This window comes from Marinobacter sp. EhC06 (assembly GCF_001650915.1).
Taxonomy (GTDB): domain Bacteria; phylum Pseudomonadota; class Gammaproteobacteria; order Pseudomonadales; family Oleiphilaceae; genus Marinobacter.
The window spans coordinates 225,722-238,116 of the sequence record NZ_LXYO01000033.1; the positions used below are offsets into that span (position 1 = coordinate 225,722).

Sequence of the window (12,395 nt, forward strand, 5' to 3'; positions counted from 1 at the left end):
TCATACTCCTCGCTGTTAATTTGTTAACCCTGCGTTATCCTTTGGGTCATTGGCGTCAGTATTCGCCGCGAATACTGCAAGCTCCCAACATTAGGAAGGAAGCCTGAAATATGAAAGCCGTCCGTTATGTGCTGATTGCCGTCGTTGCACTGGTCGTTCTTGCAGTGGCCGCCGTTGCCATTGCCATGGCCGTGATCAACCCCAACGACTACAAGCCCCAGATTGAACAGGCCGTTGAGGATACAACGAACCTGGATCTGATGCTGGAAGGCGACATTGGCTGGTCTTTTATCCCGCTGGGTCTGGAGCTGAATTCCGTAGAGGCCACACTTGAAGGTGATCGTTTTGTGGCCCTGGAGCAGCTGGTTGCCCAGATCGATTTCTGGTCTTTGGTTGCCATGTCGCCGCGGGTAAATACCTTCGTGCTGGACGGGCTGGATGCCCGTCTTGAAGTAAACGAACAGGGCGAGGGCAACTGGAACCGGATCATGCCCGAGAAGCCAGCCGGGGCGGCAACGGAGGAGACAGCCGGGACGCAGGATGAGCAGGCACAGGATAGCGAGGGCGCAGGCGGCGAACCTCTGAACTTCAACGTTGAAAACGTTCAGATCAGCAATGCCCAGGTGCACTACACCGACAAGAGCACCGGCCAGTCCGTCACGCTGGAGAACTTCACCGTCAACGCCAGCAACATAACTCTGGGCTCCGAGTTCCCGCTGGAGATCGGGTTCCGGGTAGCCACCACTCAGCCCACGTTTGAAGTGGATGGCAATATCAGCGCCCGCCTCGCCGCCAACGAGGCGCTCAACGAGTTCGCCGTATCCGGTCTGAATGCCGTGTTCGACATGACCGGCGAACCCTTTGGTGGCAAGGAAGTCACGGCTGAACTTGAGGGCTCGGCCAGGGCGAACCTGGAAAACGAGACAGCTAACCTGAGCGGCTTTACTGCCAGCCTTGCCAATCTGAACCTGTCTACCGACCTGAATGTTACCGGATTCGGCGACAAGCCAACCCTGAGTGGCGAATTGTCCATCGCCGAGTTCTCGCTGAAAGGTCTGCTGAACAACCTCGGCCAGCCCGCGGTTGAAACCAGCGATCCGGACGTGCTGGAAGCTATCGCGTTCTCCACCGGCATTGGCGGCCCGGCCGGAAAGGTGGAACTCACCGACCTGACCATCAAACTGGATGACACCACTTTCAATGGCTCCGGCAGCTACGACCTGGCCGACTCAGGCATCGTCTTCAATCTGCAGGGCGACCAGTTGAATGCCGACCGTTACCTGCCACCCCAGGCAGAAGGAGAAACAGAGGGAGAAGCCGAGGAGGCACCCGCATCCCAGGAAACTGCTGCTGCCGGCCCGGAGGGCGATCTGCTGCCCCTGGAGACCATTCGCAGCCTGTTGCTGGATATTGATCTGGGCCTCGGCCAACTGATCGTCAGCAACCTGACCATCAACGAAATCAAGGCCAGCACCACGGCGAAAAACGGACTGCTAAAGGTTGACGAGTTCAGCGGCAAACTCTACGAGGGCAGCTTTGGCGCCAACGTGACCATCGACGCCCGCAGCGATAATCCGAAATGGACCGTGGGTTCAGACGTCACCAACGTACAGACCCTGCCCCTGCTCACCGATCTGGCGGAGGTGGAGATGCTCGCCGGCGGCGCAAACCTCAAGGTGAACGCCACCACCACCGGCAACCGCATCTCGGCCCTGCGCAGCAATGCTGACGGCCAGATCAGCTTCAACCTGGCAGAGGGCGAGTTCCGCCAGATGAACCTGACCCGCATGGCCTGTCAGGGCATCGCCCTGGTCAACCAGGAAGATCTGACAACCACAGACTGGGGCACCAGCACACCGTTCAACGACATGCGTGGCACTCTCGACATCAACGGTAACACCCTGAACAACACCGATCTGGTGGCGGCACTGGCCGGCATGCGCCTTGAGGGTAATGGCACCGTCGATATGGCCCAGAGCCAGCTGGACTATGAGGTGGGCCTGAGAGTCGTGGGCGAGATCCACAGGGACAACGCCTGCCGTGTCACCGAATACGTCGAAAATGCGGTAATTCCTGTGGAGTGTCGGGGCAACTTCGCCGAGGACCCGGCCGGCCTATGTTCTTTCGATGGATCCCGCTTCCGGGACACCCTGAAAACCATCGCGGAAAACGCCGCCAAGGCCAAAGCTCGAGAAGAAGTCGACAAGGCAAAGACCAAGGCAGAGGAAAAGGTGAAAGAAAAGGTCCAGGAGCAGATCGGCGACAAGCTCAAGGGTCTGTTCAACTGATGCCCGACCGTTTCGCCGAAAAACTGCTGCAATGGTACGACAACCACGGCCGGCATGACCTGCCGTGGCACCACAACCGGAACGCCTACCGGGTATGGGTTTCGGAAATCATGTTGCAGCAGACCCAGGTAACCACCGTTATCCCCTACTTCGAAGCCTTCATGGAACGTTTCCCCGACGTCCATGCCCTGGCCGAAGCCCCCGTGGATGATGTACTCAGCCACTGGTCTGGCCTTGGTTACTACGCCCGGGCCCGCAACCTGCAGAAAGCCGCGCAAACGGTGGTTCGCGATTTTGGTGGTGAATTTCCACAGACTCAGGAAGAGCTTGAAACCCTGACCGGAATCGGCCGCTCCACAGCCGCCGCCATTCTGGCCCAGGCCTTCGGCATTCGCGCCGCCATTCTGGACGGCAACGTGAAGCGTGTGCTGGCCCGCTACCATGCCATCCCCGGCTGGCCGGGACAGACCGCCGTGCTCAACCAACTCTGGCAACGGGCCGAGGAGCATACTCCGGAACAACGGGTGCGCGACTACACCCAGGGCATTATGGATCTGGGCGCCATGGTGTGTACCCGCAGCCGGCCGGCCTGTGACAGCTGCCCGCTGCAAGAGGGCTGCAAGGCCTACGCCCAGGGGGAAACCTCACTCTACCCCGGCTCCAAACCGAAAAAGGCCAAGCCGGAGAAAACCACCTGGATGGTAATTCTCGAGGACGGCGAGGGGCGCATCCTGCTGGAACGTCGCCCGCCCAGCGGCATCTGGGGCGGCCTCTGGAGCCTGCCGGAACTGGACCCGGCCTATGGGGCCGACGAGCTTCAGGAAGCCTGTGAACGGAACCTGGGGCTGGCTTGCGCAGAGCCGGAGCTGATCAGCGGCTTTCGACATACCTTCTCCCATTACCATCTCCACATACAGCCGGCTCGCCTGAACGTCACCGGCGGCATCAACACCGTTGCGGACAGGGATCACCTGAAATGGCTCCATCGCCATGAAGCCCTGAACCTCGGCCTGCCGGCGCCGATCCGTTCGCTGCTAACCGAACCGGAGCAAGCCGCCCTGCTTTGATCCGGTCCGCTAGCGCCCTAAACCGCAACGATCTGTTATCATCTCCGCCAGCAACATTTGCCAACAGGAGCCACCATGAGCCGTACCGTTTTCTGCCGCAAATACCAGAAAGAACTGGAAGGCCTGGATTTCCCGCCCATGCCCGGCGCCAAGGGCCAGGACATTTTCGAAAATATTTCGAAGCAGGCCTGGGAAGAATGGCAGGCCCAGCAGACCATGCTGATCAACGAGAAACACCTGAGCCTGATGGACCCGAACACCCGCAAGTACCTGCAGGCGCAGATGGAACATTTCTTCAACAACGAACCGTTCGACAAGGCCGAAGGCTACGTTCCACCGGAACAATAACCCCGGATTGATCAAAGCCTGAGCATGCCTGAAAAGATTCAGAAATTTTTCCGGCTCAGCCTTGACTCAAAACAGCGAAACCGGTTTAATAGCGCCCCGTTGCACAGCAGTAGCGCAACATGCCCGGATAGCTCAGTTGGTAGAGCAGGGGATTGAAAATCCCCGTGTCGGTGGTTCGATTCCGCCTCCGGGCACCATTTTTGCCCTCCTAGAAACAACACAACCACCTGATTTAAAAGACAAAATCGACATCTTGACCTGTCGTGATTGCCATTTTTCTTGCTTCTCTTAACCCTTTGATTTTCCTAAATTTAGAAAAATCCGGTAAAACCAGTCACGACAACATCACGACTACACCTTCCGCTTCCTAATATTCCTCCGACCGTAATTTTTGGGCGCACGAGCCCAACCACTGGCCCGTCGCATTCGAGTTTTCCGATGCATGGAGGAATATCAGTGGCTAGCTTCAAGAAAACCGCCACCGGTTGGCGAGCGGATGTTTTCAAAAAAGGTATCCGGTGCTCCAAAACTTTTCGAGCCAAGCGAGAAGCCGTTGCCTGGTCGAATCAGATCGAATACGAAATCGAACAGGGCCACCACGACACAGGCGCAGCACCACCCAGTGCGACCATGTACCACATACTGGAGCGCTACCGGGATGACGTCTCCCCCAGAAAACGAGGGGCAAGATGGGAGGTGATCCGCTTGAATCAAATGATGCGGGATCCGTGGCTGGCCGACGTAAAACTATCAGACATTGGCCCCAGGCATTTCTCAGCGTGGCGTGACAAGCGCTTGAAGGAAGTTTCCGGTTCGAGCGTGAATCGAGAGTTCAATCTTCTGACACACGCCTGCAAGCTCGCCTGGCGGGAATGGCAGTGGCTCAAAGAACACCCGATGGCCGGGGTTTCACGACCACCCGAGAATAAACCGCGAGACCGAGTCATTACTGATGCCGAAATCGACGCCTACCTCGAGGCCAGCGGCTTCAGTTTCACAGCACCACCGACAACCGTCCTCAGCCGGGTTGGCGCCATGTTTCTATTTGCCTCAGAGACTGCGATGCGGGGTGGCGAAATCTGCAAAATGAGAAAAACAGATATCGATTTCAACAAACGCGTGGTTTATATCCCTGAAACCAAAACAGGTGTACCAAGGTGGGTTCCACTATCGACAAAAGCCATCAAGATCCTCAACCATGTAATAGATTACACCAAGGGCACGCCAACAGTATTTAGCGTAACTGCCAGGCAACGAGACGCGCTCTCACGGAAAATAATGAAGAAGGCAGGCCTTGACGGCATCAACTTTCACGACACCCGCAGAACGGCCCTAACACGAATGTCGCAAAAGTTTGGGCCGATGGAGCTGGCCAAAATTTCTGGTCATCAGGATCTGAAAATTCTGCAGTCGGTTTACTACGCACCCGATCCGTCCGATTTGGTGCAAAAACTCGACTAGCCTGAAGCCCACCAAACCCCTTTAGTAGAAATTAGTATTTCGCGTTACTAACCGCGACTAAAGGCGATGGAGTTATTCAGGCAATTGCCCCCCAGTCTAAAACTCCGTGATCCGTACCCTCCTCGAATCGATACGTCGAGGAGGATAAAATGTTCGAGATCGCAGAGTTCGAAGCGGATACTAACGCCATCCCCCAGAAATTAATGCAACTAACGCAACTACTGGAAAAGCTGCTGGAGAAGACTGAGTCAGTCTCGGAGGAGCGACTCTGGACTCCAGCAGACGTAGCCAATTTTCTACAGGTCAGTGAGGCGAGTGTGATGAAAAACTATTACTACATGCCGGGCTTCCCCAAAGGGTTCCGACTGCCCTCCAAGAAGGGCATGGGTAGTCGTAGATGGTATCCAAACGACATCAAAGATTGGTGCAACCGGCAAAAAGCCTTCTGAACGATGAGGTAGATCGTGATTCACCCTATGTTGATAGTTGCGGGAGCATTGATAGTCGTGGGATTCGTGGGAGCCGTTCTTTATATGATCGCCAAGGAGAAGGAATAGCCTTCTCCTTCTGCGTTTGGGGTGAAAGCCCAGCTTTCATTATGAAAGTCAGTGTTCTGGGTGTTTCTATGGCCGCGCTGGTAGGTTGTGCCAGCAAAGGTGAGCCCATCAAGCCGCAAACGGTGAACCTAGTATCGGAAGAACGAGTTTTCGAATTCCTGGCCGAAACAGTTGCCGGTGAAGCGCTGCCAGATGCGATGATCATGAAGGGGCTGATTTCTTCCATGCATGACGCCTCGCATTTTGGTGCTATGAATATCGATGACGTTTCATGACCTTGCGACGCGGGATACTGGCAATACATTGAAGTTGACGAAAGAGAAGGTGGCTAGAGCTCGACCTACGCCAACAACTATTACCACCCAACTGCGAACCACTAGGAAACCACGTCCATTGATGCAGTTTGCCAGGTGGAAATGCCTCATAGTGGGGAAGCCAAACAGGTGACATTCACAACACCTACAGTAGTGCACCTGAACTCCGCCCAGTCGACAAGCACCTTCGGCGCCCATATTCTTCCGACCCTCTCGATGGAGAATGCCAACCAGGATGTACTTCAGATCATTGGTATGACTCCGGTTATTGATCAGCTTCATATCGTTAACGGTCCGGAAAGAAACAACAAATCATAATATGCCGGATGTTTTAATTCGGGCACCAAGACTCGACCTATAGCTATATGAGTCGCCTCTGGAACCATCAAAACAGAGTGAGCACCTGCATCTTTTGCCCACTCATTGAAAACCTTTTCAGGGCTTTCGGCACCCCAAATACAATCTCACTGACTAAATTTAAATGACTGCCAAAAGATCTCACTCCATCTTCCGGAGAACAACCGTGTGACCAATGGGCGTTTCCAAATTATTGTTGGCCAAATCCAGGGCATAAGTTTTAACCATCTAATCCATTTCAAGCGCATACCACAATGGATTAGAAAACTTAAAAAATACTCTTCCGCAATATCTCGGAGTCCACCTTACATCATTAATCTCTTCCAGAATTTTACTTGATAACCGGAGAGGTTTTTTGAATACCAAATACCTTATGCTAGCAATAAGTCAGACATATAAATTAGAAAACATCCTCCCAAGCACCCTAATATTTTTATTAACAATCCTCTCCCTCATCAAAAACAATCAATCGAAACTCTGAACGTCGGAGATCAGCGTGATGATCACGCATAACGGCTTCAACTTCGTCATTATCCGGATTCGACATAACAGATATCAGGATACTTCTATCCTCTGCACTCAGACCATTTCCATTGGGTTCGAAAAGCGTTTCATCTAAGCAGAAATAGAGAGCCTCTCTATGATCATTCAAAGAATTGATCCTATTGATATCAATACCATGTTCCAAAAACACGAGCCTGAATTTTTCAAGGCCTGATGAGGTATATTGGATCCGGCCTTGCGCGTCTACGATATAATCAATACTCACCCTGCACCTCCCGAATTACGCCGAAGTGCCCACCTTACGAAAAATTCAATATTAGGAAGCCCAGCCTGCCCTAAAGGGCAGGCTGGGCAATCAACAACAACCTCAGTTGCTGTTTTGACGCCGAGGCGTGATCGCGATCAGAAAACGCGCGGACACGCCTCTGCGGACACGATTAGAACTCTGTTATCACAGCCGTGACCAAAACCGGAGCCAACCGGTTGCGTCAAACCGATCTCTGATGCCACTCAGATACGGTTACCTTTTTGCCAGGAGCCGCCAAGCTCCATGCTATCTTCGACGCTTACCCCAGCCTTTCGGGAAATCCGGTGCCACCCGGATCCACATTCGCAACCCGACCTGAAACAGATCAGCCAGCTTGCTCGAACCCTACTTAGCCAGTCTCCCCCGCTCTGAACTCTCGCTTTTGGTGCCACCCAAACAGCAGTTCAGTCCGGTTCCCGTGTTAGATATTGCCGTCGATCATACCGCCAGTTACCTCACCGCATTGCTAGGCCGTATCGGCCTCTCATTTCAGATTTCAGGGGCCCGAGATTCCAAAGCAGCTCCCCTACTCGCAATGCCGGCTTCCAGTGTCTGTTTACCACCCACTTCAGTGGTGGCGACTGGCTCGCACTTCTCTTACTCCGATGCGCCGTCTTCCGGCGCAATTACTGGCTTGAGCTATCCAGCGATCTGTCCAGGTTGCCCCGGGCAGTACCAGGTATTCCAGCTTTCGCCTCATACCCCTGATGCCTCTCGACATCCCCAGCAGCCCACCAGCGGAGATTTGGTAATACCCTTTCGGGCACCCCCAAATGCGGATTTTCACCACTTCGACAATACCAGGGTTTACCGTGTCACCACGGCTCCCGTTTTCACGTCGCCCAACCTCACACGAAACGTGCGGATTGGGTCGAACCGAGGAGTTTCACCTCGGAGCGCCCGTCGTAGCCGGACGAGCCCCATTACGGGCATCCGGCTTCGGCAGCGTCTTGCTCCGGCTTAGCAGTTCCGGAGCTGGTCAGATGGCAGTCTGACCGTACACATACTCGTGCAACAGCAGTGGCAGGTTGGCGGCCTGGCCTGATACTGACTCCAGTATCGAATCAGCATCAGGCCAGACCGCCCGCGGCTAGCACGCTGCTGCGTGCCGCATCACCTACAACTCCCCATAGCTACGTTCGCCGTGAATTTACAAGACGAAAAACTGGAATCTCTTTTTAGTGTGAACCGCAGGCACTGCGGTTCACACTGTAATTTCGCAGGTTTCGTAGTTTGTTTGCATTGCAACTGTATGAGGCCATAATATGCATGAAAACTTCCCTGTTCACGTATCACGTAAATCTTTCCTGTCAACCGTTAGTCACTATGTATCGCACGGTTTTTGCACGTATATAGCGGGGACTCTTCCTACTGGAAAAACACCGAAGCTCATCGAAAAGTTCAGCCACCGTTATGGCATTCTCGATAACAAAAACGACTTCGACCGTAAACGTAGACGCGGGCTTGCCCGAAGTAGACTGATTCTGTTTCACACACAACACCACCTCCAGCCACCGCCTAATCGCGTTGAAGTAGTCCATTTCATGTTACTCGCAACAAAAGGCTCTGGCCCGATACACATACATGAAAGGATGGCAGAGGCGAAGGCTGGCCAGCCGCTGAGATACGGCAACCTGATCCTCAGAAGGGAGTCAGGAATGCGGGGAGGTGGTCGGGACAAGGGTTCTTGGTCCTGGTTCTTCAACCAGGAATTTTATAAAGCCATGCGAGAGGATTGCATACAGGCTGTCCGACTCCGAGATCTCAAACGCGCCAGACTTTTAACAGGTAGACTAATGACCTATCCAGGCTTCAATGGAATCCGAAAACAACGTGCCTCGATTTTCCGATCAATGCGAAAAACTGCCATCCATTCAGGTCACCCTGAGGATTCTCTTAACTTCATTCCTGAAAAGCAATTCTGGGTAAGAAAAGGTCGAAAAGAAACCGTTGCGCTGGCATCTATAAAAAGAGATTGAAATCCATCTGCGTCCCGGAGTATCTGCGCACGCCATGCGGCCATTTAAAATAACTATCTCACTAAAAACCGGGTTCCTGAATAGCGCCCTGCCGTAAGTTGTGAAGCAAACAGCAACCACAGAGATGGATTGATAAACAACGCTAACAGATGGCTGCTCGAAATCGCACCAGGCGGAGGCGCTAATATCAAGCTTCCGCTTGGCGCTGTTCGAAAACATCGAACTGGCGACGCTTTATCAACGGACCTATATCAAGGCTTTTGAAAATGGAAATATACGCCCTTGCAGCTTTGGCAATATTCATTGGCGCCTGCGCTCTCGGCTGTCTCGGCATTTATAGTCTAATTAGATATAAATTCAGAGATACCTATCGCAGGAAGACGGAATCTCGGAATTAAAAGTACAATGACAAGTCATGAGTTTCATTCAGTCAAACATGACCGCGCTGTTGCGCCTGATGGTCTTCTGCCCATCGCTCTTAAATCCTTCGCCAGGAAAAAACTACCAGATCTCGCTGTAACCACCGAATATATTCCTTCTCTAAATTTCCGAACTCCGTAGCATAGTTGACAACAGGAAGCGGTTCCAAAGGCATCATTTCCGCACCGTCGTCGAAACTTAAGTCATAAATCAATGCCATTTTATAAGCGATCTACTGGAGAAGCATTATGCTGTCGGAAGACAAAACAAATTGTAAGAAGGCTATAGCACAATGGTGCGCAGATTCACGACTCGGGGAAAATCCAGTAACACTTGAGCTCTTGTGGAAAACCCTGGAGTTGCTTGCTGAGGGACGGATCATGACATTTAACCAACTGCAATGGCACATGCGCTTTCAACGGGCTGATATCATCGCACAACCGTTCTATCGCGCAGTCTTGCGCTTAGGAAGCGAAATTACATACGGGAATTTCGCTTTGGATTACGGGATTGCAACCCCAAGGTCAGCCGGTAGCAATGACAAAATCGCCAGGGCCTCAACTCTTGTCGCCCACCTCCTTCAAGAGGACGATCTCAAAAAAATCAGCTTTGACCTTCCGTCTCATAGCTACGAAACAATCATGCATGCGTATGACCTAGAAAAGAAAATGCAACCTGGTGGAGAGTACCCATTTTCTGTCTTCATCAGCCAGCTCGTAGTCCGCGGCTGTCTGGCTGTACTTGAAGACCTTAAAGGCTAAAGCTTTCTATCTGTCCGCTGGGCGCCGTGGCCCAGCGGAGCCCTCTGTGAATCGCAATCCTTCCCGTATCCCGGCGGGCCTTTTGCAGAGCTCTTTTCTATCAACCCAACTTTTCCTGATCTCGCTCAATTAGTGTTGCCAGCTTGAATATGACCCGGAACCCAATCAATAGCACCAGTGTGGTCACACTTACCGCGATCATTCCCCCCATTGATACAGACCAACAGGTGTCCAATCCCAAAAGGCCCCATAATCACACTAAAGAATCATCACTGAAGCCCCCAGAAAAATCGTCCATCGCGCTGTTGTCAAAGGTATCGAAGCACCCTTCCCCCGTGTCCAAACCATCACAGTGCACATCGTGATGCAGGTCGTCGGTTCCATAGGGATTACCTTCAATGTCGACGGCGCCCACCATCGGCAGACCGTTTGCTGGATTCACCTCGGTGCCGGAGTCCATATCACCGTGACCAATGCCAAGTGCTGCGGATTGACTCGCTACAGCATTGATCTCATCAAAGTCTTCATCGTTTAGTGCCGCACTCTGGCTGCCCGCTGTTGAGGAGTATCTTGCCCCCGACATGTGTAGCCGCCACTCTTCGTCATCTTCGTACCTGCCCGGAAACTGCTTCAGTGACCACACCATGCAGATCAGAAGCAACAGCAGCTCCACCCCCCACCAATTCGACTCGCCCATCCTCTGATGTATGAATGCAACCCCGCCTTCAATACCACCACCAAACAGATAACCTATCGCATTAGCGGCAAACCAGCCGGTGTAAATAAAGGCTGCGAGAACAATGATCGCTTTGGGTATAACGATAATCTTCATGGCGCTACTCCTGAATCAACAGTAGTCACCAAAACTTACGTCATCCCGATTATTTGGAAGGACCACCGAGTGGAAAGCATTTTCCCTCGTTGCCTAACCTTTGAAGGTGCTAGAGCTTTTCAGCCCGACATGTTCCATGCCCCCCCCCTTTTGAAAACCGCTCCCTGCGCGATGCCATTGATTTCTGCAAGCATGAACGCGACTGGGCAAACCGCCTGATTGCCGGTGATTCACTGCTGGTCATGAATTCCATGCTGCAGAAAGAAGGCACGGCCGGAACATGCTCGGCTCCAACCTTCAGCCGTTTACCAACCAGCGGGATGTGGCAGACCGCAAGGACGAGGATCTCACTCAAGAGCCGGAAATGATAAATCGCTTTTTCGCAAAACCGATACAGGCGACGCTGATACCCCCCGTATCACAATCCAATTTCTATAACCCGAGTTCTACCCCGACTCGCCTATCGAAAACTGGACTGGATGTATTTGATCTAGATGGCGGAATGAGAGCGAGTCGATGATGCGGAGTTTTTCTGACTGGACAATATCCTCACAAGTGACTTTACAGAATCTCGTAGCTCTACAATAGCACTCTCATCCAAATCCAATCGACGAGAAAGCCTCTCTGGAACGGCCTTTGCGTCAGAGCGGAGATCTAGCCCATGCGCCGTCAGCGTTATAAGGACTCGCCGCTCGTCCTCGGGATCGCGGCGACGGGTAATAAAGCCTCCTCGCTCCATTCGCTTAAGTAGTGGAGTCAAAGTCCCATTCTCCAAGTAAAGGCAATCACCAAGATCACCAACACTCATAGGCGAACGCTCCCACAACACCAACATGGCGAGATACTGCGAATAAGTTAAGCCAAGGGGTTCGAGCAATGGTCGATAGACTCGTGCCAGCAAATTTGTTGCAGCATAGAGAGGGAAACAAAGCTGACGGTCCAGTCGCAGAGGATCGTCTTCGAGTGCGCGCCGTGGGGAGTTCATCCTTCTGTGAGATCCTGTTTGGAGTATGTCTTGCCGAGAATATCGCTATCTAATCAGATTGCAATGGTAAATGTCTTGGGCGGCGACGATTTCGCCAAAGCCTCTGCAAGTAATTAGAGCCTCTTCGACGAAAGGCTCCGCCCACTAGATTGATCGGATTCGAGCTTGGAATGACCTGCCCCCAGTCTTTAATCCAACTGCTCCCTAGTAATGTC

12 protein-coding genes and 1 tRNA gene are annotated in these 12,395 nt (G+C 52.8%); 10 read left to right on the forward strand and 3 right to left on the reverse strand.

Features of this window, described 5'->3' with window-relative positions; all coding sequences use genetic code 11:
- Positions 1-110 precede the first annotated feature (110 nt).
- From A8B84_RS16900 to A8B84_RS21545, 8 genes are all read left to right on the forward strand, one after another.
- Complete coding sequence (locus tag A8B84_RS16900) at positions 111-2,288, forward strand: AsmA family protein (RefSeq protein WP_064227528.1); 2,178 nt, start codon at positions 111-113, stop codon at positions 2,286-2,288.
- A complete protein-coding gene (gene mutY, locus A8B84_RS16905) occupies positions 2,288-3,355 on the forward strand; it encodes an A/G-specific adenine glycosylase (protein ID WP_064227527.1) in 1,068 nt (355 codons plus the stop codon). Before A8B84_RS16900 ends, mutY begins: the two co-directional genes overlap by 1 nt.
- A gap of 75 nt (positions 3,356-3,430) precedes the next feature.
- Positions 3,431-3,703: an oxidative damage protection protein gene (locus A8B84_RS16910; RefSeq protein WP_008169302.1), complete on the forward strand. Its 273-nt coding sequence runs from the start codon at positions 3,431-3,433 to the stop codon at positions 3,701-3,703.
- A 121-nt stretch (positions 3,704-3,824) separates the two neighbouring features.
- Positions 3,825-3,900 (forward strand) — tRNA-Phe (locus A8B84_RS16915).
- A 259-nt stretch (positions 3,901-4,159) separates the two neighbouring features.
- Entirely contained in the window at positions 4,160-5,164 is a 1,005-nt protein-coding gene (locus A8B84_RS16920; RefSeq protein WP_064227526.1) for a tyrosine-type recombinase/integrase, read from the forward strand.
- Between the two features lie 149 nt (positions 5,165-5,313).
- A complete protein-coding gene (locus A8B84_RS16925) occupies positions 5,314-5,613 on the forward strand; it encodes a hypothetical protein (RefSeq protein WP_064227525.1) in 300 nt (99 codons plus the stop codon).
- 176 nt (positions 5,614-5,789) lie between these two features.
- On the forward strand, positions 5,790-5,996 hold the full coding sequence (locus A8B84_RS16930; protein WP_138103046.1) for a hypothetical protein: 207 nt from the start codon (positions 5,790-5,792) through the stop codon (positions 5,994-5,996).
- Between the two features lie 168 nt (positions 5,997-6,164).
- Positions 6,165-6,353, forward strand: coding sequence for a hypothetical protein (locus tag A8B84_RS21545; RefSeq protein WP_138103044.1), 189 nt, complete (start codon positions 6,165-6,167; stop codon positions 6,351-6,353).
- Positions 6,354-6,828: 475 nt separating this feature from the next.
- On the opposite strand, the gene A8B84_RS16935 is transcribed toward A8B84_RS21545, so the two are convergent.
- Positions 6,829-7,161, reverse strand: coding sequence for a hypothetical protein (locus tag A8B84_RS16935; RefSeq protein ID WP_064227523.1), 333 nt, complete (start codon positions 7,159-7,161; stop codon positions 6,829-6,831).
- Positions 7,162-8,468: 1,307 nt separating this feature from the next.
- Between A8B84_RS16935 and A8B84_RS21550 the strand changes: the two genes are divergently transcribed.
- Both A8B84_RS21550 and A8B84_RS16945 read left to right on the forward strand, forming a co-directional pair.
- Positions 8,469-9,182 carry a hypothetical protein gene (locus A8B84_RS21550; protein ID WP_138103042.1) on the forward strand — a complete coding sequence of 238 codons (714 nt, stop codon included), beginning with the start codon at positions 8,469-8,471 and terminating at the stop codon, positions 9,180-9,182.
- 668 nt (positions 9,183-9,850) lie between these two features.
- Positions 9,851-10,363, forward strand: a complete 513-nt coding sequence (locus A8B84_RS16945; RefSeq protein ID WP_064227521.1) for a hypothetical protein — start codon at positions 9,851-9,853, stop codon at positions 10,361-10,363.
- A gap of 253 nt (positions 10,364-10,616) precedes the next feature.
- On the opposite strand, the gene A8B84_RS16950 is transcribed toward A8B84_RS16945, so the two are convergent.
- Together A8B84_RS16950 and A8B84_RS21370 are read right to left on the reverse strand one after the other, a co-directional pair.
- Positions 10,617-11,195, reverse strand: coding sequence for a hypothetical protein (locus A8B84_RS16950; RefSeq protein ID WP_064227520.1), 579 nt, complete (start codon positions 11,193-11,195; stop codon positions 10,617-10,619).
- 490 nt (positions 11,196-11,685) lie between these two features.
- On the reverse strand, positions 11,686-12,180 hold the full coding sequence (locus tag A8B84_RS21370; RefSeq protein WP_082905204.1) for a MarR family winged helix-turn-helix transcriptional regulator: 495 nt from the start codon (positions 12,178-12,180) through the stop codon (positions 11,686-11,688).
- Between the last annotated feature and the right edge of the window lie 215 nt (positions 12,181-12,395).